Source organism: Mesorhizobium sp. B2-6-1, assembly GCF_006440475.1.
Classification (GTDB): Bacteria; Pseudomonadota; Alphaproteobacteria; order Rhizobiales; family Rhizobiaceae; genus Mesorhizobium.
The window spans coordinates 546,673-572,521 of the sequence record NZ_VFUH01000002.1; the positions used below are offsets into that span (position 1 = coordinate 546,673).

General features: G+C 61.4%; 33 protein-coding genes. 20 read left to right on the forward strand and 13 right to left on the reverse strand.

Annotation, left to right across the window (positions count from 1 at the left end; all coding sequences use genetic code 11):
* Positions 1-84 precede the first annotated feature (84 nt).
* The 3 genes from FJ443_RS07290 to FJ443_RS07300 are packed head-to-tail and all read left to right on the forward strand — an operon-like array spanning position 85 to position 2,774.
* On the forward strand, positions 85-876 hold the full coding sequence (locus tag FJ443_RS07290; protein WP_224671760.1) for a FadR/GntR family transcriptional regulator: 792 nt from the start codon (positions 85-87) through the stop codon (positions 874-876).
* A complete protein-coding gene (locus FJ443_RS07295) occupies positions 869-1,654 on the forward strand; it encodes an SDR family oxidoreductase (RefSeq protein WP_140583951.1) in 786 nt (261 codons plus the stop codon). The genes FJ443_RS07290 and FJ443_RS07295 overlap by 8 nt, the downstream gene beginning before the upstream one ends.
* Positions 1,655-1,664: 10 nt before the next feature.
* A complete protein-coding gene (locus tag FJ443_RS07300) occupies positions 1,665-2,774 on the forward strand; it encodes a mannonate dehydratase (protein ID WP_140515229.1) in 1,110 nt (369 codons plus the stop codon).
* A 93-nt stretch (positions 2,775-2,867) separates the two neighbouring features.
* Here the strand turns inward: FJ443_RS07300 and FJ443_RS07305 are convergent, their stop codons facing one another.
* Positions 2,868-3,521 carry a DUF1236 domain-containing protein gene (locus tag FJ443_RS07305; RefSeq protein WP_140663327.1) on the reverse strand — a complete coding sequence of 218 codons (654 nt, stop codon included), beginning with the start codon at positions 3,519-3,521 and terminating at the stop codon, positions 2,868-2,870.
* A gap of 194 nt (positions 3,522-3,715) precedes the next feature.
* On the opposite strand from FJ443_RS07305, the gene FJ443_RS07310 reads away from it, so the two are divergent.
* Positions 3,716-4,015, forward strand: a complete 300-nt coding sequence (locus FJ443_RS07310) for a DUF1236 domain-containing protein (RefSeq protein WP_224519082.1) — start codon at positions 3,716-3,718, stop codon at positions 4,013-4,015.
* A gap of 121 nt (positions 4,016-4,136) precedes the next feature.
* On the opposite strand, the gene FJ443_RS07315 is transcribed toward FJ443_RS07310, so the two are convergent.
* Positions 4,137-4,358 carry a hypothetical protein gene (locus tag FJ443_RS07315; protein ID WP_140497477.1) on the reverse strand — a complete coding sequence of 74 codons (222 nt, stop codon included), beginning with the start codon at positions 4,356-4,358 and terminating at the stop codon, positions 4,137-4,139.
* A 229-nt stretch (positions 4,359-4,587) separates the two neighbouring features.
* On the opposite strand from FJ443_RS07315, the gene FJ443_RS07320 reads away from it, so the two are divergent.
* Together FJ443_RS07320 and FJ443_RS07325 are read left to right on the forward strand one after the other, a co-directional pair.
* Positions 4,588-4,977: a response regulator gene (locus tag FJ443_RS07320; protein WP_140655479.1), complete on the forward strand. Its 390-nt coding sequence runs from the start codon at positions 4,588-4,590 to the stop codon at positions 4,975-4,977.
* Positions 4,974-5,747, forward strand: coding sequence for a Crp/Fnr family transcriptional regulator (locus tag FJ443_RS07325; protein ID WP_140497473.1), 774 nt, complete (start codon positions 4,974-4,976; stop codon positions 5,745-5,747). The genes FJ443_RS07320 and FJ443_RS07325 overlap by 4 nt, the downstream gene beginning before the upstream one ends.
* Positions 5,748-5,966: 219 nt before the next feature.
* On the opposite strand, the gene FJ443_RS31575 is transcribed toward FJ443_RS07325, so the two are convergent.
* Positions 5,967-6,605 carry a hypothetical protein gene (locus FJ443_RS31575; protein WP_246675703.1) on the reverse strand — a complete coding sequence of 213 codons (639 nt, stop codon included), beginning with the start codon at positions 6,603-6,605 and terminating at the stop codon, positions 5,967-5,969.
* On the opposite strand from FJ443_RS31575, the gene FJ443_RS31580 reads away from it, so the two are divergent.
* Complete coding sequence (locus FJ443_RS31580) at positions 6,588-6,929, forward strand: sensor histidine kinase (protein WP_224519092.1); 342 nt, start codon at positions 6,588-6,590, stop codon at positions 6,927-6,929. The two genes, FJ443_RS31575 and FJ443_RS31580, sit on opposite strands and share 18 nt — an antisense overlap.
* Positions 6,930-7,181: 252 nt before the next feature.
* Positions 7,182-7,610 carry a hypothetical protein gene (locus FJ443_RS07335; protein ID WP_140515225.1) on the forward strand — a complete coding sequence of 143 codons (429 nt, stop codon included), beginning with the start codon at positions 7,182-7,184 and terminating at the stop codon, positions 7,608-7,610.
* Between the two features lie 81 nt (positions 7,611-7,691).
* Here FJ443_RS07335 and FJ443_RS07340 read toward each other — a convergent pair whose 3' ends face one another.
* The gene (locus FJ443_RS07340; RefSeq protein WP_140497466.1) at positions 7,692-7,883 is read right to left on the reverse strand and encodes a DUF2934 domain-containing protein; all 192 of its coding nucleotides are present in this window, start codon (positions 7,881-7,883) and stop codon (positions 7,692-7,694) included.
* A 310-nt stretch (positions 7,884-8,193) separates the two neighbouring features.
* On the opposite strand from FJ443_RS07340, the gene FJ443_RS07345 reads away from it, so the two are divergent.
* The 8 genes from FJ443_RS07345 to FJ443_RS07375 all read left to right on the forward strand — a co-directional run bounded on the left by FJ443_RS07345 (position 8,194) and on the right by FJ443_RS07375 (position 13,983).
* Complete coding sequence (locus FJ443_RS07345; RefSeq protein WP_246681197.1) at positions 8,194-10,185, forward strand: erythromycin esterase family protein; 1,992 nt, start codon at positions 8,194-8,196, stop codon at positions 10,183-10,185.
* Between the two features lie 29 nt (positions 10,186-10,214).
* Positions 10,215-10,880, forward strand: a complete 666-nt coding sequence (locus FJ443_RS07350; protein ID WP_140497464.1) for a dienelactone hydrolase family protein — start codon at positions 10,215-10,217, stop codon at positions 10,878-10,880.
* An 86-nt stretch (positions 10,881-10,966) separates the two neighbouring features.
* A complete protein-coding gene (locus tag FJ443_RS07355; RefSeq protein ID WP_140497462.1) occupies positions 10,967-11,425 on the forward strand; it encodes a DUF1772 domain-containing protein in 459 nt (152 codons plus the stop codon).
* Positions 11,426-11,544: 119 nt separating this feature from the next.
* The gene (locus FJ443_RS07360) at positions 11,545-12,093 is read left to right on the forward strand and encodes a DUF6496 domain-containing protein (protein WP_140655477.1); all 549 of its coding nucleotides are present in this window, start codon (positions 11,545-11,547) and stop codon (positions 12,091-12,093) included.
* A 228-nt stretch (positions 12,094-12,321) separates the two neighbouring features.
* Positions 12,322-12,840, forward strand: a complete 519-nt coding sequence (locus tag FJ443_RS07365) for a ferritin-like domain-containing protein (protein ID WP_140497458.1) — start codon at positions 12,322-12,324, stop codon at positions 12,838-12,840.
* Between the two features lie 154 nt (positions 12,841-12,994).
* Positions 12,995-13,132, forward strand: coding sequence for a hypothetical protein (locus tag FJ443_RS31100; protein WP_181167175.1), 138 nt, complete (start codon positions 12,995-12,997; stop codon positions 13,130-13,132).
* 134 nt (positions 13,133-13,266) lie between these two features.
* A complete protein-coding gene (locus tag FJ443_RS07370) occupies positions 13,267-13,752 on the forward strand; it encodes a YbhB/YbcL family Raf kinase inhibitor-like protein (protein WP_140525118.1) in 486 nt (161 codons plus the stop codon).
* Positions 13,753-13,821: 69 nt separating this feature from the next.
* Entirely contained in the window at positions 13,822-13,983 is a 162-nt protein-coding gene (locus tag FJ443_RS07375) for a hypothetical protein (RefSeq protein WP_140497454.1), read from the forward strand.
* 138 nt (positions 13,984-14,121) lie between these two features.
* Here the strand turns inward: FJ443_RS07375 and FJ443_RS07380 are convergent, their stop codons facing one another.
* Complete coding sequence (locus FJ443_RS07380; protein ID WP_140623781.1) at positions 14,122-14,715, reverse strand: general stress protein; 594 nt, start codon at positions 14,713-14,715, stop codon at positions 14,122-14,124.
* A gap of 21 nt (positions 14,716-14,736) precedes the next feature.
* A complete protein-coding gene (locus FJ443_RS07385) occupies positions 14,737-15,483 on the reverse strand; it encodes a DUF4142 domain-containing protein (protein WP_140623783.1) in 747 nt (248 codons plus the stop codon).
* 247 nt (positions 15,484-15,730) lie between these two features.
* Here FJ443_RS07385 and FJ443_RS07390 point away from each other — a divergent pair, with 247 nt between their 5' ends.
* Positions 15,731-16,060, forward strand: coding sequence for a hypothetical protein (locus FJ443_RS07390; RefSeq protein ID WP_140655472.1), 330 nt, complete (start codon positions 15,731-15,733; stop codon positions 16,058-16,060).
* 77 nt (positions 16,061-16,137) lie between these two features.
* Here the strand turns inward: FJ443_RS07390 and FJ443_RS07395 are convergent, their stop codons facing one another.
* The 7 genes from FJ443_RS07395 to FJ443_RS07425 all read right to left on the reverse strand — a co-directional run bounded on the left by FJ443_RS07395 (position 16,138) and on the right by FJ443_RS07425 (position 20,159).
* Positions 16,138-16,491: a hypothetical protein gene (locus FJ443_RS07395; RefSeq protein ID WP_246681198.1), complete on the reverse strand. Its 354-nt coding sequence runs from the start codon at positions 16,489-16,491 to the stop codon at positions 16,138-16,140.
* A complete protein-coding gene (locus FJ443_RS07400; RefSeq protein ID WP_140515218.1) occupies positions 16,491-16,850 on the reverse strand; it encodes a hypothetical protein in 360 nt (119 codons plus the stop codon). Before FJ443_RS07400 ends, FJ443_RS07395 begins: the two co-directional genes overlap by 1 nt.
* The gene (locus FJ443_RS07405) at positions 16,850-18,070 is read right to left on the reverse strand and encodes an Nramp family divalent metal transporter (RefSeq protein ID WP_140663330.1); all 1,221 of its coding nucleotides are present in this window, start codon (positions 18,068-18,070) and stop codon (positions 16,850-16,852) included. Before FJ443_RS07405 ends, FJ443_RS07400 begins: the two co-directional genes overlap by 1 nt.
* On the reverse strand, positions 18,067-18,453 hold the full coding sequence (locus FJ443_RS07410; protein ID WP_224647132.1) for a hypothetical protein: 387 nt from the start codon (positions 18,451-18,453) through the stop codon (positions 18,067-18,069). Before FJ443_RS07410 ends, FJ443_RS07405 begins: the two co-directional genes overlap by 4 nt.
* A gap of 476 nt (positions 18,454-18,929) precedes the next feature.
* Entirely contained in the window at positions 18,930-19,166 is a 237-nt protein-coding gene (locus FJ443_RS07415; RefSeq protein WP_140663334.1) for a hypothetical protein, read from the reverse strand.
* Between the two features lie 137 nt (positions 19,167-19,303).
* Entirely contained in the window at positions 19,304-19,906 is a 603-nt protein-coding gene (locus tag FJ443_RS07420) for a diguanylate cyclase (protein WP_140525123.1), read from the reverse strand.
* A 34-nt stretch (positions 19,907-19,940) separates the two neighbouring features.
* Complete coding sequence (locus FJ443_RS07425; protein ID WP_140497436.1) at positions 19,941-20,159, reverse strand: hypothetical protein; 219 nt, start codon at positions 20,157-20,159, stop codon at positions 19,941-19,943.
* 178 nt (positions 20,160-20,337) lie between these two features.
* Between FJ443_RS07425 and FJ443_RS07430 the strand changes: the two genes are divergently transcribed.
* From FJ443_RS07430 to FJ443_RS07450, 3 genes are all read left to right on the forward strand, one after another.
* Positions 20,338-22,671: an FdhF/YdeP family oxidoreductase gene (locus tag FJ443_RS07430; RefSeq protein ID WP_140561668.1), complete on the forward strand. Its 2,334-nt coding sequence runs from the start codon at positions 20,338-20,340 to the stop codon at positions 22,669-22,671.
* 806 nt (positions 22,672-23,477) lie between these two features.
* Positions 23,478-24,263 (forward strand): SDR family NAD(P)-dependent oxidoreductase, encoded by a 786-nt coding sequence (locus FJ443_RS07445; protein ID WP_140663338.1) that lies wholly within the window; start codon positions 23,478-23,480, stop codon positions 24,261-24,263.
* 72 nt (positions 24,264-24,335) lie between these two features.
* Positions 24,336-25,514 (forward strand): zinc-dependent alcohol dehydrogenase, encoded by a 1,179-nt coding sequence (locus FJ443_RS07450; protein ID WP_140497428.1) that lies wholly within the window; start codon positions 24,336-24,338, stop codon positions 25,512-25,514.
* Positions 25,515-25,849: the final 335 nt, after the last annotated feature.

Here is a 25,849-nt window from a genome sequence, read left to right on the forward strand (position 1 = left end):
CAACAGAACCTTTCCGTCGCCATACAGTTGATTTCCTGTGGATCGAGCCCTAGGGTGGTCCAACAAATAGCAAGGAGTTCTGCGGTGGAACAGGCGAGCCACGATTCGATGGAGGCGGCAGACGAAGCCGGGATCAGCAGTTCCGCCGTCGACCAGACCGTGCGGCAGATCCTCGACCTCATCCGCAATCGCGCCATGTCCATCGGCGATGTGCTGCCCACCGAACGGGAGCTTGGCGAACTGTTCGGCGCCAGCCGCAACACGATACGCGAGGCGCTGCGCACCATCCGAACCTATGGGCTGATCGATCCCAAGCCGCGCGTCGGCGCGGTGCTCGCCGATCGCCAGAATGTCGCGATCCAGAATTTTTTCGCCGCGCAAATGGACATATCGAAAACGTCCTTTCACGACATACAAGGATTTCGCCGCATCATCGAAGTGAGCGTCGGCGACCACATCATCCTCAATGCCAGCGCCGCCGAACTTGAAGCCCTGGACGAGGTCAATGGCCTGATCGAGACCAGCAAGGATGTCCAGGAAGCCGCGCAACGCGATTTCGATTTCCATCTGGCGCTGATGAAGCTCGCCGGCAACCGCATGCTGGTGCAGACTTATCAGTTCCTGTCGCCGGTCATCCTGCACATCATGACCGTCGGCAAATCCATCCGGCCGGTGCTGAGCGAAACACGCCACGCGCATGGCGAGATCATCGCGGCGCTGCGCGCGCGCGACCGCATTGCCTACTGCTACCTGATGAGCCGGCATCTCGATTTCGGCTTGCGCTTCGTTCCCGACGACCTCGAAAACGCCCGTATGTCGGCGGCAAACCCGGTGCATCCGGGTCCGGCATCTTCCAAGGATTTGCATCATGTCTGATTTTGAGAACAAGGTGGCGCTGATCACCGGCACGACCGGCATCGCGCTCGCCACTGCGAGTCGCCTGGCGCGAGGCGGCGCTGCGATCATCGCCTGCGGCATCGACCGGGCGGCCAATGCCGCCATGCAGGAGAGCCTCGCCAAGGCCGGAGCGAATGCGCTGGTGCAAACGGTGGATGTCTCCGTTTCCGACCAGGTGCGCGACGCGGTCGCAGCGGGCGTCGCGAGGTTCGGCGGCATCGACATCATCGTCAATTCGGCGGCGGTCCACCCCTACGGCACGGCGACCACCACCGACTGGGAAACCTGGAACCGGGCGATGACGGTCAATGTCGGGTCGATCTACCTGACCGCGCATTTCGGCATTCCCGAAATGATCCGCCGAGGCGGCGGTGCCATCGTCAATGTCGCCTCGGTGCAGGGGTTCGCCTGCCAGCAGAACGTCGCCGCCTATGCCACGACCAAGGGCGCCATCCACACGCTGACGCGTTCGCTGGCGCTCGACTATGCCGCGGCCGGCATCCGGGTCAATTCGGTCAGCCCGGGCTCGATCCGCACGCCAATCCTCGAGAAGGCAGCGCGTGGCGACAATGGAAGCGACGCCGATGTCGAAGAAGCCTACAGACGCTTCGGCGCCGCCCATCCGCTCGGCCGCATCGGCGAGCCGGAGGAAGTGGCGGAGCTCATCGCTTTCCTGTGTTCATCGAAAGCCGGCTTCTGCACCGGCGCTGACTACAAGATCGATGGCGGCCTCACCGCCGGCATCGGCGTCAAGTAGGGTAACGCGGATGAAGATCGGACTTGGCCTCTATCGCGATTCGCTGACGCCGGAGAATTTCCGCTTTGCCCGGCAGGCCGGCGCAACGCATGTCGTTGCGCATCTGACCAACTATTTTCGCGGCCGCGATCCCTCGCTGTCGGCCGGCACCGAAACGGATGGCTGGGGCGATTGTTCAACGGATGGATTGTGGAGCTACGAGGATTTCACCGGACTGGTGAAAACCGTACGCGACAACGGCCTGGAGATCGCCGGCATCGAAAACCTGTCGCCGCGCTTCTGGTCCGACGTGCTGCTCGGCGGCCCCGATCGGTCGAGGCAGCTCGACGGCCTCAAGCGCCTGGTGCGTGACGCCGGCCGGGCCGGCATTCCCTGCATAGGCTACAACTTCTCGATCGCGGGCGTGTGGGGCTGGCAGCGCGGGCCATTCGCGCGCGGCGACGCCATGTCCGTGGGGCTCGATTTGTCCAATATCGATCCCGACCTGCCGCTGCCCGACGGAGTGGTCTGGAATATGCGCTACCGGCCGGGCCGAGCCGGCGCCGCGCCTGTCAGGGTCTCGCAAGAAGAACTGTGGGAACGGCTTGGCGTCTTTCTGCGCGAAATCGTACCGGTGGCCGAAGAGGCCGGCGTCGTGATGGCTGCGCATCCGGACGATCCACCCGCCGAGGCGCTGCGCGGCACGGCGCGCCTCGTCAACCGGCCGCAGAAATATGATCGGCTGATGGATATCGTCGACTCGCCCGCCAACGGGCTGGAGCTCTGCCTCGGCTCGCTGCAGGAGATGCCGCAGACCGAGGAGATCTACAGCCATGTGCGCCGTTTCGCGCGGCGTGGCCGCATCGGCTATATCCATTTCCGCAATGTGCGGGGCAAAGTGCCGAAATATCACGAAACCTTCGTCGACGACGGCGACATCGACATGGCCGAGATCGTGCGCATTCTGCGCGACGAGAATTATCAAGGCGTCATGATACCCGATCACACGCCTGAGATGGCCTGCGACGCGCCATGGCACGCCGGCAAGGCCTTCGCATTGGGCTACATGCGCGCACTGGTGCAGAACGCCGACGCGCTAGGCCCGGTACGAAGCCGGGCACCCGACATGGCAGCGGAGTGAATAGGGGACGCACGACTGACATTTTTCGAGCCCGAAGGCGCCGCAAAAGCCCGCTTTCGATGGAGAGCGGGCTTTTGTTAGTCGGCTCGGTTCCTAACTCAGGATAGCGACGATCTCATATGAGTTCGGATCGACAATAACAATCCTGCCATCGGCCAGGAGGAAATATTCATAGCTCTCATAGGCAGGAACGATTTCGACGATCCGGTGCGGAAGTCGATGCAGCCGCACCTTCTGCTTCGGCACTTTCACGCCGACCGAAATGTCCACGTCGAGGTTCGAGACCGGTTCCACCTTCGTCTCGCGGATGACGTTGGTGATTTCGGTCTTCTGCTCGACGGATATATTGTTGATTGAAGCGGTTGAACTCTGGTCGGTAGTCGTACCGGCCTTGCCCTGCGCTTGCTGATCGGTAGTCGTACCGGCCTTGCCCTGCGCCTGCTCGTCGGTCTTCATGCGGGGCTTGCCTTGCGCCTGCTGATCGGTCTTCACGCCCGCCTTGCCCTGCGCCTGCTCATCGGTCTTCGCTCCGGCTTTGCCTTGCGCCTGCTCGTCGGTCTTCATGCCGGCCTTGCCTTGCGTCTGCTGCTCGGTGCTGCCGCCCTTCTGGCAATTGGCCGAGCCGGCTGCGCAAGTGTCTGCCCCACCCGATTGGGCCGCTTCGCCCGACTGCTGCTGGGTCTGCGCGATTGCCGCCCCACATCCGAGGGTAAGCGCTAACATGCTGGTGATCAGAGTGGTTCTCATGGGAAATCTCCTAGGATGGCAGTCCCTTCGCGGCAAAACTTTGCCACCCCGTGATTGTTCCACCGAAGGCTAATATATTCCGGAGCGGATGGAACTGCCGGCATTTTGCGAAGTTCGGCGCATAGGGCGCACCTGCCGAAACGCCGGTGGCGTCGTCGGCTTGGCGCCCTGCCCAACATCTGATGGAGACAGAAGTGGAAAAATATCTACTGGGAACGGCAGTGGGCATCCTGTTTCTTGCGGGGGCCGGAGCGGCCGCGGCGCAAGATGTGGTCATCCAGCCGGAGCAAGAAACCGTTATCAAGGAGTATGTGAAGAAGCAGCCGCTGGCCTCGGTCCAACTGCCCGGCGTGGAACTCAATGTCGGATCCACCGTGCCTGATACGGTCGAACTTCATGAAGTTCCCGATGTGAAATACCGCTACGTCGTGGTCGACAATCGAACAGTTCTGGTCGACCCGGAAACCCGGAAAATCGTCCAGGTCCTTCAATGACCGCATGTTCCAAAGCGCCCGCCCCGGCATGCGTCGAGGCGGGCGACCTGTGTCAGGTTTCTGTTTTCATGCATGTCTTTGTTCCAAACCGAGGCGTTTTGGGCGACATGCATGAGCATGGCTACGACTGCAGGTCAAATGCGATGTTGCGATGCTTTTGAATTGCTGAGCTGGCAACAATGTCCGCCAGTTCTTTGTCGGAGAGAGTGCATTCTGGCAGTTCGTAACGGATGGCTGACACCGCCTGCGCCGTGGAAATTGGCCATTCGAGATTTCTGCGGGAATTGATGTAGTGATCGATGGCCCGGATCAGTTCCTTCGAGGTCATATCGATCACAGGCATCGGTTCCTCCTCCTTATTTCCCCGTTTTTCTCACTGTGTTGACGGACACCGAAACCTGCCATCACAATTGTTAAAACGGCAGACGAAAAAGATGTCGATTCAGGAATAGGGGCTGGCGGTGGCTTTGGAGTTCACCTCCGCTGCATCGGTGGAAATATAACTGGGAGTGCAGCGGGTTGCGGTGTAGTGTCCCAAGTGATGGCCGCCGCAAAGGGAGAGTGCTTGCACCATGGACGGGGAAGCGGCGAAATCAGCCTTTCTGGGCGGGATTCGCGTTTTGATCGTGGAAGACGAATATTTTCTCGCCGATGACCTGCGTAAGGCTCTGGTCACACAAGGGGCGACAGTGCTCGGCCCGGTCGCCACGGTCGAGCCCGCAATCGAATTGCTGAACAGCGGTCAATGCGATTTTGCGATTCTCGATATCAACTTGCGCGGCGAGCAGACATTCGAGATTGCCCGCGAGTCGTTGGCGAAAGGCGTTCCGATCGCCTTCGCCACCGGCTATGATCAGACGGCCATTCCAGCAGAGCTCGGCGGGATCAGGCGATTTGAAAAGCCTCTGGAATTCGGCAGCATTGTCGAGTTCGTTGCCGCGACGGCACACGATACGCGATGAACGAGAGAAGCGAGCCGGCGGTTGGCCTGAGAGCGAAGACCGCGCGGCACCCGCTTATCCGCAAGCTGTCCAATTTCACGGTCCTGTCCGTGGAAGAATGCGACGCCATCGAGAGCGCGACAACAAAGGTCGCCGAATTCGCCGCCGGCGATGACGTCATCCAAAGGGGCGACCGGACAGGCGGGGTCAACCTGCTGCTCGAAGGATTTGCCTGCCGCTACAAGATTCTCGAAGACGGTCGGCGACAGATCCTTGCCTATTTGGTGCCGGGCGACCTTTGCGATCTTCACGTGTTCCTGCTGCGGCGCATGGACCACTCGATCGGTGCTCTCAGCCGCTCCAAGGTTGCGGCGATCCCGCAGAGCGCCATCCTCGGCTTCACCAACAGCTATCCCAATCTTACGCGTGCGCTCTGGTGGACCACGCTGCTCGACGAGGCGATCACCCGCGAATGGGTCGTCAACATCGGCCAGCGGACTGCTTATGAGCGGATGGCTCACCTTTTTTGCGAGCTGTTCCACAGGCTTCACGCAATTGGTGAAACGGCCGGCAAGAGCTATCCCCTACCGGTAACCCAGGCGACCCTGGGCGATACGCTCGGTCTTTCGAACGTGCACATCAACCGTACGCTTCAGGATCTCAGGCGCGACGGCCTCATTTCGTTCAACAACGGCACTGTAACGATCAAGAACCTGGCGAAACTGGAGGCGGCGGCCTTTTTCAATCCTGATTACCTTCATCTGTTGGACGTCAGGGAGCCTTTTGCATGATCAGGCACGGCCTCATCGAGTGGAGCGCAAAAATGAAACATCATAGGGAACCTGGCCTGCTTCTGCCGGTTCGGCGTGACCGGAGGCGGTAGCGAGCGATGGCCAAGCGCGATTTGATCGGCGGATCGGCAGGTACGATCGATCCGCTGGGCCGCTGCGATCGCCCTCCATATTTCCGCCGACAGCGGCGGCATTAATGCTCCTGCCGGCTCGACGGTATCATTTTCGCCGGCTGAAAACCCCGCGCGGCGGCACGAAAGCCAATCCTGGGCGCGTGAACGCGAGCCAAAGGCCGACGAGACGATGCGCTTGGCACCGCGCATGATCGATGAACGGTTGAAAGACTGACAGGTGGCTGGAAAAAGACCTCCCAAGAAAGACGTCACGGGTACATTCTCCCGTCCGCAAGGTGTGTCCGCCGAAGAACGCGATGCTTCCGCGTCGATGCGGCTCAGCCATGTCGATGAACAGATGGACGAACGTGACGATCATATCGCCCGGCTCGAAGCCGAACTCCAGGTCACACGCGACCGCCTCCAGGCGACGAAGGCATTTGCCGCCGAATTGCAGCACCGCGTTCGCAACACGTTGAGCATTGTCCGTTCGATCGCTCGCCGGTCGGTTGAAAACAGCAACAATGTCGAGGACTATGCCTTTCACCTCGAGGGCCGCATCAATGCGCTTGCACGCACGCACAATGTGCTGATGCGATCGGCCTCGGCCACCGTGCAGCTTGACATGCTTGTCCTTGACGAGCTTGCGTCCCAAGGCGGCCGGACGGAAGATCAGTTCACCATAGATGGCCCGGATATTTCCTTGTCCGGAAAGACGGCGGAGACCTTGGGCCTGGCGTTCCACGAACTCGCCACCAACTCGATGAAATATGGCGCGCTGTCGGCAGCCGACAAATCAATCAGCGTAAGCTGGAAAGTGGGTGGCACGCCCGCCAGACAGGAGCTGAAGATCCGCTGGATCGAGGACCTGCATGGTCCGGCAGCAATACCTGCGCGACGCGGCTTCGGATCCGAGCTGATCGAAAAGGTGGTGCCCTATGAGATCGGCGGAGCTGGCTCGCTGCGCTTCACCGATGCCGAGGTGATCTGCACGATGGATATCCCCCTCTCGAACGAAATTCACCCCAGCAGGAGCCTGGAGGACCCGCCCGACGATCTCCAGCATTGAACACCGACACTCCTGCGCCGAAAGGCGGCCGGGGCCAGGAGCGTGGAGTTGGAAGGGGCTGACCCAGCACCGACCGAGGTGGCGCAACGGCCCTGGGGTCTGCCGAGTTGCCGCCGCACCAGCCTTCAAATTCTCAAAATGATGGAACTTCAGCGACAACAAAGAGTTCGGAGCGCGGCGACGGCGAGCGCGCTGTCGTGATCTCGCGACTCACCTTGAAGCGGGAGGAACCTGGATCAACAGGAGCTGACCATGAAGTCCCATACACTCGAACAACTACACGCAATCGCGGAAGTTGATACGGTGTGCCCGACAATGACGCGGAACCAACGCCTGGAGCGCTGGGCAAGTCTTCTTGAGCGTCATCCTGAACGGCGCCTCGGAGCGCTTCCGGGCACCGAATATATGAGCCCCGACATGCGCGAAAACGCCTACTGCGTGCAATCCCCCATCAGCGTCGCGTTCGAAGATCCGATACTGCGGGCGCAGGGTCTGGAAGGCGACACCTATGGCGAGGCAAAGCGCTTTTTCGAACTGTCCAACTGGCAGTTGCACAACATCGTCTGCGATTGCCACGTCGGTGCGACCATGAAAGCCGGGTGGGTCGCCGTTCGCGTGCGCGCCGCCATGGGCGAAGGTTTCAATATCTTCGCCAGGCTCAGGGCGCTGCTCGGACGTTGACCGAGACGCCATCTCGAATGCGTCGACGGAATGAACAGTCGGTCGACGCATTTTTCCTCCTTGGCGGCAAGTGACGTCGCTTCAGGAGCTTCGAGGCTCCGACCCGCTGCCGATGGTCGGATCGGGCACCACCGGACCGCGCTCGGCTTCCGATCCTTCCGCCTCTATTTCCTGCACGGCCTGGTCCCAATGCTCCTGCTCTCGGCCCGGCGGGCGGCCTTCGCGCTCCCAGATCTCGTAGGCTCGTCGCTTTATGAGTTCTTCCTTGTCCATTGGAAACTCCTCCTGCGTGCCCCAATCTCCGGCAGGCCGCTTTGTTCCCTCCGGAAACAAAGGCAACGCTTTTGGAGCGATCCGGACTAGCCGCACCGGAGCGACACGGAACCCTTGGGGGATTAGGCCGTTTCCGAGCATCGGCGCAGTGGTGGATGACTTGGGAATGCCCGCCGCTCGAACTCTTGGCGACGAACACGCCAATGATGTGCCTGCGCCACGCCTTGCCGCCCCGTGTGGCCTCGGCCAATCAAAGCCTTGCAGCGGGACCCCAAAGGGTGGGCGCGGCGCAAATATTGGGCTTGAGATCATGACTATTGTCTTTTCGGATCGTCGCGAGGCAGGACGCGTTCTCGCTGATAAGCTCGGCCACTTCGCAGCGCGCGATGATGTCACCGTGCTGGCGCTGCCGCGCGGCGGCGTGCCTGTCGCCTACGAAGTCGCACAGGCATTGAAGGCACCGCTCGACGTTTTCGTCGTGCGCAAGCTCGGCGTTCCCGGTTACGAAGAGTTGGCCATGGGCGCAATCGCGACCTCCGGCGTACGCGTCCTGAACGACGAGATCGTGGAAGGCCTCGCTGTGCCGGCCCACGTCATCGATGCGGTCACTGCCAGCGAGGAGAGGGAGCTTTTACGCCGCGAGCACCTCTATCGCGGCGAGCGGGTACCGCTCCTTGTGGAGGATCGAATCGTCATTCTCGTGGACGATGGGCTCGCCACTGGGTCGACCATGCGCGCGGCGGTCAGGGCGCTGCGCGAAAAGCGGCCTGCCCGTATAGTTGCGGCCGTTCCGGTCGGCAGTCCCGACACCTGCGAGGCGATGGAGAGCGAGGCAGACGAGGTCGTCTGTGCGACGACGCCGCAGCCGCTCATCGGCGTCGGGCGCTGGTATGAAGACTTCTCCCAAACCAGCGACGACGAGGTCCGCGCCCTTCTCGCCAAGGCGGGGCGACCAACCGCACCGTCCGGCCGCGATGCGCCGCAGAATACGGCAAACCGATTGCACAAGCACGTCGTTCGGCTCTCCGGAGACGCGCGAGACTACGACGAGCTCTTGGCGGCGATCGGCGAGGCGCGCTTTGTGTTGCTCGGTGAAGCTTCGCACGGCACACACGAATTCTATGAGGAGCGCGCGCGGATCACGCGGCGGCTGATCGAGGAGCAGGGTTTTGCCGCCGTCGCTGTCGAAGCCGACTGGCCCGACACATACCGGGTCAACCGCTATGTTCAGGGAACAGGCGGGGATATCGACGCCGAAGAGGCGCTCGCCGATTTCCGACGCTTCCCGACCTGGATGTGGCGGAACAGGGTCGTCGTCGATTTTGTCGAATGGCTGCGCCGGCACAATGAAGCGCCCGGCAAGGGCAATCCGAAAGTCGGGTTCTATGGGCTCGACCTCTATGCCCTGCATGGCGCGATGAAGGCGGTGCTGCGCTATCTCGAAAAGGCCGACCCGGCCGCGGCGGAGATCGCGCGTCGCCGCTATGCCTGTTTCGATCATTTCGGCCCTGACCCGCAGGCTTATGGCTTCATAGCCGGCAATGAGGTCGACAAATCTTGCCAGGAGGCTGTGGTCGCACAGCTGGTCGAGATGCTGAAGTGGCGCCCGGCGAAGGCCGAGCCACGCGAAGGCGCCATCGCGGACGAACTCTTCGCGGCGCAGCAAAACGCCCGCCTGGTGAAGAATGCGGAGGCCTATTATCGCGCCATGTTCCTGGCGCCCGAATCGACCTGGAACCTGCGTGATCGGCACATGGCCGAGACGTTCGACGCTCTCACCGCTCATCTCGGCCGGCTCGGGCGATCGCCGAAGATCGTGGTTTGGGCGCATAACTCCCATCTCGGCGACGCCAGGGCGACAGACAGGAGCCTGCATGGCGAGATCAACCTCGGACAGCTTATCCGCGAAAAGCATCAGCGCGACGCCTTTCTCGTCGGCTTCACGACGTATCAAGGAACGGTGACGGCGGCATCGAACTGGGACGGCCCCGCGGAGCGCAAGGTTGTCCGGCCTGCCCTAGCGCGCAGCTATGAGGCGCTGCTGCATGCAGTCCCGGCTGATCGCTTCCAGCTGGATCTGCGCGGCGACGGCGAAGCCCTGCCGCGACGGCTCCTGGAGCGCGCGATCGGCGTCATCTACCGCCCTGAGACCGAACGGGCCAGCCACTACTTCCATGCCGACCTTGCCGCGCAATTCGACATGCTGCTGCATTTCGACGAGACGCGGGCGGTTGAGCCGCTGGAGCGCAGCTCGCAATGGGACGCCGGCGAGCTCGCGGAGACCTATCCGTTCGGGGTTTAGGGCCCGATCCAATTGAATTGGAGATCGCCATGGTCTCAGTCCTGAAGACAAACGAGAAGGCCGTGCAGGTTCCCGCCGGCGGCGCAATGCTCGCAGGCAACCTGTCGCTGCCGCAGGAAGCCCGTGGGCTCGTCCTCTTCGCTCACGGCAGCGGCAGCAGCCGGCACAGCCCACGCAACCGCTATGTGGCCGGACGGCTGAACGAGGCGGAACTCGCCACGTTGCTCATCGACCTGTTGACGACCGAAGAGGAGCGTATCGACCAGATTACCGCCGAGTTGCGGTTCGACATTCGCTTGCTCGCCGATCGCCTGGTTCAGGTCACCGATTGGCTGCACATGTCCGAGGAAACGTCGGCGCTGCGCGTCGGTTATTTCGGCGCGAGCACAGGGGCTGCCGCGGCGCTGATGGCTGCGGCAGAGCGCCCGGATCGAGCGGTCGCCGTCGTCTCGCGCGGCGGGCGTCCGGATCTTGCGGCACCTGCCCTGCCCCACGTCCGGGCACCAACGCTGCTCGTGGTCGGCGGCGCAGACACGCAGGTGATCGCGCTCAACCGTTCGGCGTTCGCGGCGCTGCGGTGTGAAAAGGAGCTGGCCATCGTGCCGGCTGCGACGCACCTGTTCGAGGAGCCCGGCGCGCTGGAAGACGTCGCGGACTTCGCGATCCAATGGTTCCTGCGCCAACTGCCGGCGTGAGGCCAAAGCCATCGCCCTCGACTCATCCGAGAGCCAGATCGATTGGGCCGTCGGCGCATTAAGAGTCATTCCGCGGAGACGTTTCCATGACAGTCAAGGTTCTGCAATTTCTCGCCATTGTCATTTCGGCCCTCGCGCTCATCCCGGCAGGGGCCCATCTCGCCGCTCTTCCCAACAAGATATCTCTGCCGCAGCCGGAATATTTCACCGTCCAAGGCATCTATTACGGATGGGCGATTCTCGGTTTTCTCTGGCCTGCCGCGCTGATCGTGAATGCACTGCTGGCGATCTCCGTGCGCGCACAGGCTTGGCCGTTTTGGCTCGCCCTGCTTGCGGCGCTGTGTTTCGCGATCATGCTTGCGATCTTCGTTGTCTGGACGCTCCCCGCCAACCAGGCGACGCAGAACTGGACGACAGTTCCTGCAAACTGGGAAGCGCTCAGGCAGCAATGGGAATATTCTCATGCGGTAAATACCGCGATTGTATTTGCAGCACTCTGCCTCGCGACGCTGTCGGCGCTCTCGTGGCGTCCGGCCGGCCCATAGATCCTCGCGGAGAAAGTCTCTTTTCCTCCGGATCATTTGCGCCATCGACGCGTTAGGTTTTCTGGAGGTCGCGACGTCGCACCGCCACCAGTCCCGCTGTATCCAACGAGGAGAAAGCGATGCCGGATAAGAAAACCATCGAGAAAGCGAAAAAAGACAAGCGCGAAGGTAAATCGCCCACCACGCAGGCCGGCGAATTCGTGCATGACGAGATCGAGAAGGTCCGTCGCGGCAAGCACGGCGCGCGCTCGACCAAGCAGGCGATCGCCATCGGCCTTTCGGAGGCGCGCCGCGCAGGCGTCGACCTGCCTCCGCCCAAGAAACGAAGCGTCAAGGAGAGCACCCGCAAGAGCGCCGAATACGCCTATGAAGTTGGCCAGGGCGAACGTAAGCCAAAACGCAGCCCCAAGGTCTCGAAGGCCGTTTCCGAGGTTCTCGAGCACGAGCCGAAGAACACGGCATCCCATGAGGCGCTTTCAAGACAGACCAAGCAGGCGGCGTCGCGCCGGACGGCCGAGGAGCGCTCGGCCGCAGCCAAGAAAGCCTCGGAGACGAAGGGCACTGCAGGCCGGTCCGCCGCCGCACGCAAGGCGGTCCGCACCAAGGGTGCTGCCGGAAGAAAGAAAGCAGCGCAGAAGGCCGCCAGCACGCGTGCGGGCCGAACCTAGAAGGTCGAAAAACCCGCTACACACTCTCTCCAGCCGGCTGGTGAGAGGTAGCTGGACCGCAGCCAGCGTCAAGCGATGCGCACTATGTCGGCTGGGACAGTGCGATCGTGTGAGATACGGCCGTCCTTGTCTTTGTCTCGATCCGGCGGGAACAACGGCCCGTGTTCAAGGTTATGGAAAGCTACACCGGTGGTGGAGCTTTCATGACAACCTTAGGGAGACGAAAACATGGCGACTGCGAAGAAGGCGGCGACGAAAGGGCTGGAAGCCCTGTTCCTCGACGGGCTGAAGGATATTTATTACGCCGAAAAGAAAATACTAAAGGCGCTGCCCAAGATGGCCAAGGGTGCCGAGTCCGAGGAGGTCGCGGCGGCGTTCGAGAAACATCGCGTGGAAACCGAAGGCCAGGTCGACCGCCTCGAACAGGTGTTCGACCTGATGGACAAGCCAGCCCGCGGCAAGACCTGTCCGGCAATCGACGGCATTCTCGAAGAGGGGTCGGAGATTCTCGACGACTATAAGGGCGACCCAGCATTGGATGCAGGACTGGTCGGAGCGGCACAGGCGGTCGAGCACTATGAAATCGCACGCTACGGCACGTTGATCGCGTGGGCTGAACAGCTTGGCAAGAGCGACGCGGTCAAGCTCCTCAACGAGACGCTCAAAGAGGAAGTGGCAACCGATGAAGCGCTTACAGGCTTAGGCGAAGGCGGGGTCAATGAGCGCGCTCTTGAGAAAGCCGCTTAGCCGCGGGGCAGCCCGGCGCTAAGCGCCCGGCAGCCTTCCTGTCCAGAGCGGGGTGTGTTCGAGTTGAACTGCGGGTCCTGCTCTGGATTTGGCTGCCGGGACCTCGACAAAACAGGTTGTTAAAATCATCGAACCTTACAGGAGGATCCGCGCAATGCCGGAAGACCTGTCTCGCGAGGAAGAGCAACGCGGTACCGGAAAGCTCATCACCTGGGGTGTCGTGATCGCCGCCGTGTTTTTTATTGGCCTCTTGGCCATATTCGTCCTCAAGCCGCTTATGACGGGATCTTAGAATCCTTTCGAGCCGCAGCGCGCTTGAGCCGCGCCGGAACGTGCTCGCAAGCAATTCGATGACCGCAACAATTCCGGCACGCTTTGCGACGCGGCGGTGATGCGATCGAATGTTCCCTCAAAGGAGTGCCAACCATGCCCCTGACGCTCAGCAGCCCCGCCTTTGCCGACGGCGGAGAGATCCCCGAAGCCTATACTCGTGACGGCAAGAACGTATCTCCGCCTCTGAAGTGGGCCGGGGTACCGGACGGCACAAAGAGCCTCGTCCTTGTCGTCCAGGATCCCGACGCGCCGAGCGGAATGTTCGGCCATTGGGGGGTGTTCAACATATCGCCGGAGGTGCAGGAGTTGCCCGAAGCGGAAAGCGGCAGACCGGGTCCACAGGCCCTCAGGCAAGCGCGGAACGATTTCGGTAACGCCTATTACGACGGCCCTGAACCGCCTGTGGGCCACGGTGTCCATCACTACCACTTCCGGCTGGCGGCGCTCGACACGCCGAACCTTGCTATCCCCGCAAGCACGGGCGTGGAGCGTATCTGGCAGGAGGCGCAAAAACATTTGCTGGAGCAGGCGGAACTCGTCGGAACCTACGAACGTGGCCGGCAATTGAAGGCAGATTGATCCAGGTGCCGTCGTCCACGCGCGGAACGGTTCTTCTCCTTGCCGGTTGTGAGGGAAAGGAGACCTCCCATGTTTGAAAGCGTCATGTGGTTGATCGTCGTCGCCGGCGGGCCATTGTTGCTGCTCGTATTGCTGGCCTACGTCATTGTCACTCGACGTCGCCGCGGTCCCGCAGAACGCAGAGAAAGCGATCGAGCCACCGATCGGCTCTATCATCAGGACAAGGATTGATTGTAGCTACCGTGGCCCACAGCAAACTCGATCAGCGGTCCAAACATCCCTCGCACATGTCCCGAAGATCAAATTTCGGGCGAGGCACCCACGCCGGCCTGGCTCCAAAGTGCCCCGCCGCCCTGGCAGGCTTGTTCTTCAGGGCCGGTTTATTGCCCTGCCGCCGTCGCGCTCAGGGACATAGTCGCCCGCGTTGACGTCAAAGCCGGTCCAGCCATCCGCCTCGTAAGCCCTGCGGCGTTCCATCACGTCAACCGAGCTGGACTGACCCAGAATGTCCTCGGCTTCCGGAACAAGCCCATCGTCCACCTTGGCCGTCACCAGCGTACCGCCACGACGTACGCCCTCTGCATAGACATTTGCATCGTTTTCGGAAACGCCCGAATCCGTCAGAGCGCCAATGATACCGCCCGCCGCACCACCAGCCACCGCGCCGGCAACCGCCCCGGTGGCGGTAGCGGCAAGCCATCCGGCCGCAACCACAGGTCCGACGCCCGGAACGGCCATGACGCCCAACCCTGTCAGCAAACCGCCGGCGCCACCGACCACGGCCCCTATCCCTGCGCCGCTCGCGGCATCTTCAGCGGTTTCGGAACGATCTCTCTCGTACCAGCCATCCGAGTTGTTGGCGATGATGCTGATATCGGAATGTGGCACTCCGGACGCTTCCAGTTCGCCGACCGCGTCGGCTGCGTCGTCATAGTTGTCGAACAGTGCAGTTACGGTTTTCATTTTGATATCTCCTGATCGTGCTCATTTGCTGTCGGCGACGACGTTGCCCTGATAGTCGAGCCCGACGGCGACACTTTGGCCTGACTTGGTCGCCTGCCCGCGCCAGATGCCTTGATCGTCCTTGGCAAGCTTCGACACATTGGAATAGCCGGCATCCTCGATGCGGCTCTTTGCCTGGGGCTCGGTGAAACTGTTTGCGCCGGGCACCAGGGCCGCGGCATTGGGTGTGTTCGTGGTTTTCACCGCGGGCGTTGTCGCTCCCGTGATGGAGTCCTGGGCGGAGGCGATCTTTTCGATCATCTGCCGATGCATCTTCAAGGTGCCGACCGTTTGCTGGGCGAACGTCTTGAGGGCCGCGTTGTCGCCGTCGCGGGCGTAGCTTTCAAACAGATTGACGGCATCGGCGTGCGCCTTGCGCTGCATGTCCACATAGGCCGGATCGATTGGCGGCTGTGCGTTCTGGAGCTTATCCAGATCGGCCTGATGCTGCGCATCGAGCGCCGTCGGCACCTTCAACTTCTGTTCGCCGGCAATTGTTTCCAGCTTGGCGTTGGCCGCGCCATGGTCCCGGATCATCGTCTGCGCGAAATTCTTGATGCTTTGATCCTGGGCCTTGTCCTGGGCAATCTTGCTCGAATCGACCTCGAACTTGCCGCCGACGGCGGCCTTGTCGACGAAATCCTGAGCGCTGTCGGAAGCAGCCAAAGCAGGCATTGCGATAAGCATGGAAGCAGCGGCGAGCGAGGCAAGAAGGTGTCGCGTTTTCATTGGCTTTGTCCTTGTCGATGCGCGAACTTACGATGCGCCCTAACAAGCCAGGATGGGCTTTGTTCCGGCGCCGTGCGATGCGCTGCAAGCGCCTTCGGACAGGCCCCACAGCCGGCCAGGAGACCCTCAACATCGGGACCGCGGTGCGGAACAAATCGGCGGCTGCGAGATTTGATTTTAAATGCGACCCATGAGCGTCAATCTGTCGACCGAGCGAACTTGCCGAATTGGGTTCCGAGGAGAGTTCATGGCCAAGATTTCAAATTCCACACCTGCCGCAGCCAGGGGAGAAGTTCAGGCCGGAGCCACACGGGACAAAACGCCCGGATTCGATCCTGCAGTTGCCCCGTTCGAGACCGACGCCGAGGCGGCGGACACGCAGAACCCGGTCACTGAAGCAGGTCCGCAGCGTTCTCTCCGGCCAAAATTCGAAAACGATGCCAGCTTCGCCAACGCGATGCGGCCGGTGGAGAACGAGCCCGAACTGCAGCCCCGCAGCAACTGGCCGCTAATGATGATTGCGGCCTTCGTGCTGATAGCGGCCGCGGTGTTCCTGGCAGCCAGCCTGCTGCGGTAAGGCGCATCATCCTGAGTGCAGACAGCATCAGACAACCCTTGGTTCGAGCACTTTCGCGCGGCCGTCCGCCTGGGTCGTCATCGATCCTGCCTCCCTCGTGGATGAAATTCGGGGGCGCCCTTCATGCCGGAAAGTTCCGTTGTCGAACACAGCAGCCGCGGCCGTGCAGGATCGGAGATGTCGAGCTTGTCCCAGGGAATACGGTACAGGCCGTCGCGACGGCGCAACCGGAAGAAATCCAGCACCGCCGTGCCGATGGTCGAGGCCGAGAGACGCTCGAAAGCGGCGTAGATACCGACATGGAATTCGGTAACGACGAAGTCGTCGCCGGCCGGTTCGGCTCGTATCTCCTCGATATAGCCGATGCTTTCGCCTTGCCGCGAGAGAACGCGTCGTCCGGCCAGATGCTCGAGGTTGACGGTGGACATCATCAAGCTCCCGGAATGCGTCCGATGACATGGTCGCGCAGCCAGTCCTGCCAGGCGAAGATCGAGGTTTCGCGCACATCGATATCGAACTGGATGTCGACGCCTATGTCCTGGACCTTCTTCCAGGCGATCCGGTGCGGCTTGCGATGGCGTTTGCCGCCCCACGCTGCCGCGAGTTGCGTCATCCAACGCCCTGGCCGTACGCCCAGGCGACGCGCCAAGGTGACGGAGCCGAGCTCGACCGCGATGATCCTCGGCGGCTTGCCCGGCCGCAACTCCGCCACCAGCCCGTCGATCTTGCCGATCTTGACCTGCTCGCGGTCGACGATCTGCTTGTCGAGGATGTCGCGCAGCAAATCCATCACGTGCCTCCGAATATCTGCAGGGGAATGGTCACCACGGCGAGCACGAAACCAAGCCCGATGATGAAGATCACCGCGGCATTCGAGACAATGCCGTTGCGGTGCTCGCCGACATAGCGCTTGTCGTTCAGCAGAAAAAGGAAAGGAATTACCGTCAGCGGCAGGCTGGCGGCGGTCAGCGCCATGGAAAAAATGGTGAGCTTCAGCGGATCCAGGCCAAGCATGATGGGGATGGCGGCCAGAAACAATGATACCGTGTAGACGGCACTGAAGCCAGGATCGTCGCGTGGCTTGAGGTTTTCGCCCCAGTTCCATCCAAACCCTTGCGCCACGAGATAAGCCTGTTGCAGCCCAACCTCGAGTGCGGCGCCGAAGCAAGCGATGGCGAGCGAGGCAACGAACAGGACGAAGCCCCAGAAGCCGAATATCGGGATCAGCATCAATGGTAATTGATGATAGTCGTCGACCTGATCGATGCCGTGCGTTGCAAGCACGAGCGCGGCCACCATCAAGACACCGATCGAAATGGTGCCGCCAAAAGCCATGCCCAGTCCGGCGATGGCCCGATTGGTTCCGAGATAGCTTCTGTCCCACTGGTCCTCGATCGCCCCCGAGGAATAGAACATGAACAGGTAAGGCGATATCGAAGCGCCAAGAATGCTGACCGCCATGTACCAGTAATTCGCCGCGTCGTGGGCCGGCAGTGTAGGCACCGCGCCGGACGCGACAGCTGTCCAATCGGGCTTCAGCATCACCGCTGCGACCACGAAGCACAGCGTCACGAGGCCGAGTATCGACACGCCTTTCTCGATCAGTCCGAACGTGCCTTTCCACAGCAACAGCCATGCCATCAAAGCCACGGGTAAAGCCCACCATTGGAAGCCAATGCCGGTGGCAAGTTCGAGCGCGATGGCAACACCACCGATCTCGGCGGACAGCACCATGAAATTGACCAGCAGGGCGGCAAGCAATGGCCATAGCGAAACGTTGAAGCCAAATCGTTCCCGGATCCCGTCAGAGATCGTGTGATGGCTCACGGCGGCAAACCGGCCGGCCATCTCGACCAGAAAAATGATGCAGATGGTGCCGAGAACCACCGCCCAGATCAGCTGAAACCCGAAGGTCGCACCTGCCTGGGCTGCCGTCGCCATCGATCCGACTTCCAGGAAGCCGCCAACACTGGTGACGATGCTCAGCGATATTTCGAGGAGCTTCTTCATGGCTTCGGCGCGAAATATCTGAAGTAAGCGGCGGCCAGGGAGCGCGTGGCCGTCCGAATATCTTCCTGAGCCTCCTGCACTTGCGGGCGGCGGTCCGCTTGCACTCCCGCCTGGGCGCGGTTCACCGCGATCGACAGGTCCTTGACCGCCTCCGCCAACGCAGCCTGCTCGGCAGGTTCAGCCGTAGTGGCCGATCGGATCTTCGCGTCGATATCGGCCAGTGTCGTGCCGGCCGATTGCAGCGTGCCCGAAGCATATTTGGAAGGGGCAGCTCCCGCCGCCCAGGCATCAAGCGTCATTGATACGGTCTGCGCCGTCGAGGCGGCAGTTCGGGATTGCTGTTCGATCTGGTCCGAGGACGAGCACGCGGTCGACATGGCCATGAGCAACAGCAGGCATGCGCTGTTGCGGCCAAGGCGACGACCGCTAAGAATTAGATCCGGCGTTGGACCCGCCACACGAATGACCTCCCCCACCAACGAAAACCATGTTCGGCGTAAGTTTTGATCTAGCGCGCCCGCCCTCCCCGTCAACCGAGGCCACGATCGAGCCCAGCACGGAGTGCAAGTCTGTCGGCCGCGGCAGGTGCCAAGCGGCAGCGACGGGGACCAGCTCGAGCGGAACAAAGGATCGGCAATCGGATTAACGAGGAGTCGGGCGGTTCGACTTCCATCCTGATCGCCGCGCCGCCCGAACGATCGACTGGCAGGGAAGGACCCCTCGATGCCCCGTCTCATTGCCTGGATAGCCATCGTGGTGATTGTGCTTGTCGCGGCTTGGATATGGTTCGGGCGCGATACATCGGGCAGCGGGGGCGGCAGCCAGCCGGCGCCTCACGCGATAGACCAGAACGGGTAGTTCAGTCTGGATGATCCTGCTCGGCGGCGCTCCGGGTGCGCTCGGCTTTGTACTCGTGGATCAGGCCCAGAATCTGAGCCTTGACCGTCTCGCGCGCCTCAGGTTGGACGAAAGGCATCAGCCGTTCGACAATTTCGCCGACCGTCTGCGGGAGATCCGCGGCGGGATCGGTGAGCTGGCTGCCATGTTCGTAGACATTGTCCGTCAATTTCTTGTCGAGGTCGGATAGAAATCCCATCGTCGCACTCCCCATCGCTGCCATGCCCGCTCTCTCAATGGCTCGCCCGACAGAAATGTTCCGCACAACGATCCTGGCATTGCAGACCGGCTGGATTCCGATGCCAGTGGCCGGAGGAGTGTCGCTGCGCGATCACGTCAACGCAATGTCGTCTGGCCCGGATCCCCTCGCCTGGCCTTCGACGGGATCAGTTTCCCGGCATTGGCCCGCAATCCCCTGACGAGCTCTTCCAGATAGGGAAGCAGTTCGAAAATCAGGATCACGGCCATCACGCAGGCAATGTAGGTCACCGGCAGCTGCTCCGATTTCCAGACAAGTTCGAAGCGCGCGGTTTCCGTCCCCGCCCCGAACAAGGCGAGGAACTGTCCCCAGTGGAGGGAAATGACGCTGACCAGCCCCATCAGCGGGATCATCTCCAGGAAGCTGTGAACGTGCTGCTCGATCGGCGTGACGGTGCGGGCGGTGGTGGCGTAGCTGACGTCCCACATCGCTGTCGCCTCGTGGACGAAGAAGGTGACGATCATGATGAGAATGATGAGAGCATTCACGTCAAGAAACATGGCGGCCAGCAAAGGTATTCCGACCTCGGCGAACATCAGAAGGTGGATCAACGACTCCTTGGCGCCTGTCGTCGATTCGATGTGAGAGGCGCGATGGCAGATCCAGTCGGCAAATCCGGCGGCCAACCAGACCGGCAGCAGGAAATACATCAAGATCAGCACGGTAGGATCTGACAGCATGACATCCTTTCGCGCGGGATCCCGTTCGAGGTCGCTACTGCTGCCCCGGCATTTCGGTGTTTTCCTGGGGATTTTTCCGGACACCCGCGGCTGGCGAAGTATCCGTCGGCGCGTTACCGCCCCGGTTCTGTTCAGGCGCCCGCTTCAGTGGCGAGGTATGCCAGCCCATGTCGGCATAGAGAAATCCTATGAGGAAGCCGATGATGATGATGGCGGCTATCACGAGCGAAAGCACTGCATTGCGTCGCACCATTGCCAGGCTCCCTTCCCAAGCCGAACAGCCGATCACGAAAATAGTTCCACGACCGGCCGCGATCACTCCTCGGTCGCGTCGGCTTCGACCCGCAAGATTCGACCCCAACACTGCACGGAGCCGCGGGAACAATCGGTGACGGGCGAGGTTCGGTATCGGTTCTTCAAGGACGATCTCGATGAAACCTGCCGTAACCGACCGTATCGAAACAAAAAAATACAACCATCCCACCGGCGGATGGGGATCCCTGAGGTCATTGGTCCGCAAGGCATACGGCGAAGGCCTGCTGATGTCGGGCATATGGAGCACGCTGCTCAAGCAGAACAAGGCCGATGGCTACATGTGCGTTTCCTGTTCATGGGCCAAGCCGGCCGATCCGCGGCCCTTCGAGTTCTGCGAAAATGGCGCGAAGGCGACCATGTGGGATCAGACAAAGCTGCGTTGCGGCCCGGATTTCTTCGCACGACATACGGTCACCGAACTGCTCGACTGGCCGGATCGTGACCTCGAAAAACAGGGCAGGCTTACGGATCCCCTGCGCTACAATGCCGTCACCGACCGCTATGAACCGGCTTCCTGGGATGACGCATTCCTCGAGATCGGCATGGAGCTGCGCCGGCTCGATCCGAAATCGGTCGTCTTCTACACATCCGGCCGGGCCTCGCTGGAGGCTTCGTTCATGTATCAGCTCTTTGCGCGTATCTATGGCTCATCGAACCTGCCCGATTCTTCCAACATGTGCCACGAATCGACATCGGTCGGGCTGCCCGAATCGATCGGCTCGCCGGTTGGAACCGTGCAGCTCGAGGACTTCTCCCAGTGCGACATGATGTTCTTTTTTGGCCACAACACCGGGGTGACGGCGCCGCGGCTGCTGCATCCGCTGCAAGAGGCTCGTCAACGTGGGGTGCCGGTGTTCACCTTCAATCCCTTGCCGGAAAGGGGGCTGAAGCGCTTCAAGAATCCGCAAGATCCCCTTGAGATGCTGTCGCCGGGCCCCGGCACGAAGATGTCCAGCGACTTCTTCCAGGTCCGCAGCGGCGGCGATATCGCCGCCATGACCGGCATCGCCAAGGCGGTGCTGGCGCTCGACGACGCGGCACGGGAACACGGGGATCCGCGTGTCCTCGACGGCGATTTCATTGCCGAGCACACGGATGGTTTTGCCGAATTCGAGGCTTACCTGCGGGCCGCCAGGTGGGAGGACATCGTCAGGCGCTCGGGAATTGCGCAGGCGGATCTCGAACATGTCGCCGAGGTCTACAGCCGCTCCAATGCGGTGATCGGCAATTACGGCATGGGTTTGACACAGCACCGGCACGGTACCGAGAACGTCCAGATGCTATGCAACCTGCTGCTCATGCGCGGCAACATGGGAAAGCCCGGCGCCGGCATTTCACCGCTGCGTGGCCATTCCAATGTCCAGGGCCAGCGCACTGTCGGCATATCCGAAAAGCCCGAGCTCGTCCCGCTCGACAAGTTCGCCCGGTTCTATGATTTCGAGCCGCCACGCGAGAAGGGTCTCGACACGGTCGAGGCCTGCGAGGGCGTCATCGCCGGCTCGGTGAAAGGCTTCATCGGACTCGGCGGCAATTTCGTTCGCGCCGTTCCCGAAACCGGCCTGATCGAGAAAGCATGGCGTCGGCTTGGGCTGCATGTCGAAGTCGCCACCAAGCTCAACCGCAGCCATCTGCTGCCAGGGGCGGTGACCTATCTGCTGCCCTGCCTGTCGCGGCTGGAAAGGGACCATCAGGCGAGCGGCGACCAGACCGTTTCGATGGAGGACTCCACCGCCTGTATCCACGGCTCCTTCGGTTCGCGTCCGCCGGCTTCACCGCATCTGCTTTCCGAACCGAAGATCGTGGCGGAACTGGCCAAGGCCACCGTATCGGGGGTGAGTTCGATCCCGTGGGATAAATGGGTCGCCGATTATTCCCTTATCCGCGATGAGATCGAGCGTTGTTACCCGCAGCATTTTCGTGAGTTCAACAAGCGGTTCCTGACGCCGGGAGGCTTTCACCGCGATATCAAGGCCTCGAAACGGGTCTGGGAGACGCCGAACAAGAAAGCCAATTTCAAGCTGCCGACGACGCTTGAAACAGACCCGGACATCGATGTTTCGGGTCACAATGTGCTGACGCTGATAACGGTGCGCTCCAATGACCAGTTCAATACCACCGTCTATGGGTACAATGACAGACTGCGCGGCATACACGGCACACGCATGGTCCTGTTGATGAACGAGGCCGACATTCAGCGGTTCGGATTGAGCGCCGGGCAGGAAATCGATCTGGAAACCCATGCCGACGATGGCGTGGAGCGGCGGGTTCGAGGTTTGCGCATCACCCCCTACTCCGTGCCCGAAGGCAACTGCGCCGGTTATTATCCGGAACTCAATCCCCTGGTTCCTCTGTGGCACCGGGCCAAGAAGGCTCACGTCCCCGCCGTAAAGTCGGTTCCCGTCAGAATTGTTGCCAGGGAACCCAAAACGAGAAGCTCGGCGCGCCACTAAAGCAATCCAGGAAAAGTGTGTACGGCTTTCCGGGGAAAAGCGCGGTGCGCTTTCCCTTAGGAATTGCGCAAAAACAACAACACAGAGTGGTTAGCCGTTTCCGCAGACGATGAACTGCTCTATGGCGGTCCCAGTCTGGTGGGCCAGGCCGGTAGCTAGCCGCCAGCCGGCTTAGGGGATGCCGGCTGGGCCGGTTGGGTGCCCTGCTGATCTCCGCCGGTGGTGGTTTGTGGGGTGGGGTTCGTGTCGGTTGTGGGGTTTTTGTCGACCGGCTGACTGTTCGTATCCGCTTTGGATTTGTCGGGATCGGGATTGTTGCACCCGGCCAGACAGACCAGTGCCAGGATCAGCAACACGGCTCTCATATCGATACTCCTTCGGTGGGAGATGGCGAAGCAGCCTGCCAAGCTTCCATCCGGTCGAATCGCACCGAAAGCCCCTGCCTGGCCGCGCTTCTGGCCAACATGCGATCCAGTTCGGCATCTTCGATCGGGCTGCGCATCACCTCACGAATGGCCCTGCAAGCCAACTCCGTCGACACGAAATCATATCGCCTGCTCCTGGTCAGCACATATTGCTCGACCAGCATTTTCACACGCCGGAGCGCGATCTTATCAGCATGTTGCATCATGTTCCTCCTGCACGCGCCGAACTGCGGGACCATCCGGTTGTTCCCGCCCGAATTCCGAAAATCCATCGCCCGGCCAAGAGCAGAAGTCAGACTCCCGACAGGCGCCGACCGGACGATACCGATCCACGGAACAATCATCTCCTCTGCTGGTTCGGCCGGCACGACGGAGGAAATCATGACGGATGCAAAACTCGCAGTGGTCACCGGCGCCTCGAGCGGCATAGGCAAGGAACTTGCGAAACTCTGCGCGAAGGATCGCTACGATCTCGTCGTTGCGGCTGATGAACCGGCAATCCAGCAGGCCGCCGAGGCACTCGGCTCACATAATATCGCAGTCGAAGCCGTCGAGGCCGATCTCGCGACCGTCGAAGGCGTGGATCGGCTGATCTCCCGAATTGGCGAGCGTGACATCGACCTGCTGTTTCTCAACGCTGGACGCGGGCTCGGCAATGGCTTCGTCGACCAGGACTGGGGGAAGATCCGGCGCATCATCGACACCAATATCACCGGAACGGTGTATCTCGCGCATGAACTCGGCGCCAAGATGGCTCGCCGCGGGCGCGGGCGCATTCTTTTCACCGGGTCGATCGCCGGTTTCATGCCCGGGACTTTCCAAGCCGTCTACAACGGCACCAAGGCATTCATCGATTCCTTCGCGATCGCCTTGCGTCACGAATTGCAGGATACCGGCGTCACGGTGACCGTGTTGATGCCCGGCGCCACGCAGACACGCTTCTTCGAACGCGCCGAGATGATGGACACCAAGGTGGGCACCGACGAGAAGGACAATCCGGCCGACGTTGCCAAGGCCGGCTACGAAGCGATGATGACTGGCGAAGAACAGGTGGTCAGCGGCTGGAAGAACAAGCTGCAGGTCGCCGCTGCGCATGTCACGCCAGCGGGTACGCTGGCCGAACAGCACCGCGAGATGGCTGCGCCGGGCTCGGCGTCCCAGGACTGACCGGCGGCATCTTCGGCGCCACGCACGAGAAACGCGCGTTGAAACGCGCCCTCGAAACTCAGGAGCAACATCGTGAAAGCCCTTACATGGCACGGCAAAGGCGACATACGCTGCGACCAAGTGGCCGATCCCGTCATCGAGGATGACCGCGACGTGATCATCAAGGTTACCTGCTGCGCCATATGCGGCTCCGACCTCCACCTGATGAACGGTTACATGCCGACGATGAAATCGGGCGACGTGCTTGGCCACGAGACGATGGGCGAAGTGGTGGAGGTTGGTCAGGGCCATTCGAAATTCAAGAAGGGTGACCGGGTGGTGGTGCCGTTCAACATTTCCTGCGGCGAGTGCTGGTTTTGCCAGAACGGGCTGTTTTCGCTTTGCGACCGCTCGAATCCCAACGCAAAACAGGCCGCCGAAGCGATGGGTCAATCGCCGGCCGGCCTTTTCGGATATTCGCATCTTGTCGGCGGCTATTGGGGCGGACAAGCGGAATATCTGCGGGTTCCGTTCGCCGATGTCGGTCCGATCAAGGTGCCGGAGGGAATGGAAGATGAACAGGTGCTGTTTCTCTCCGACATCTTCCCGACCGGCTACATGGCGGCAGAGAACGCCGGCATCGAGCCGGGCGATACGGTCGCGATATGGGGTTGCGGCCCGGTTGGCCAATTCGCCATCCAGAGCGCGTGGATGCTCGGCGCCGGCCGCGTCATCGCCATCGACAAGGTGCCGGAGCGGCTGGCCATGGCGCGTGAACACGGCAAAGCAGAGACGCTCGACTTCAGCAATTCCAATATCTACGACGCACTGATGGCGATGACCGACGGCCGCGGCCCGGATCGCTGCATCGACTGCGTCGGCACTGAATCCGACCCCGGCGCCAGCGCCGACGCCATGCTCGACAAGGTGAAGGCCGCCGTCTATCTCGGCACCGATCGGCCGCATGTGCTGCGAGAGGCGATCTATTGCTGCCGCAAGGGCGGCACCATCTCGGTTCCCGGCGTCTATATCGGCCTGGTCGATCACATCCCGTTCGGCGCCGCGATGAACAAGGGGCTGACCTTCCGAATGGGCCAAACCCATACCCAGCGCTATCTCGAACCACTTCTGGCCAAGGTCCAGAATGGCGAGATCGACCCGTCTTTCGTCATCACCCACAGAGCCGAGCTCGAAGCCGGGCCGGACCTCTACAAGACCTTCCGAGACAAGCAGGATGGTTGCATCAAGGTGGTTATGCGGCCGCATGGCTGAGATGTCGCAATTCCAGAGGCAAGAGCTGTGTCATTCCCGGCATCCGTTGGACGCCCGCCCGATCGGCATTGGCAGTTCGGAACTTTCTGTTGTGTCGGCGATTGACCCGCTGAGTTCGGTTCGGAAGAAGGGTGCCGCCATGGCCAACGAGAATTCTCGCTCGAAACCCGTTATTCGGTCTCCGAACACCGATGGTTTGCCACACCCGAGGCGAGACGCCGGTGATACGGACGCAGGGGCGAAATCGCCGACGCCGAAGACTGCCGGAGGATCTCACCCTTCAGCCCCTCCCCTGGACAATCCCACAGCCAATCGAAATGCCGGTCGTCCCCGTC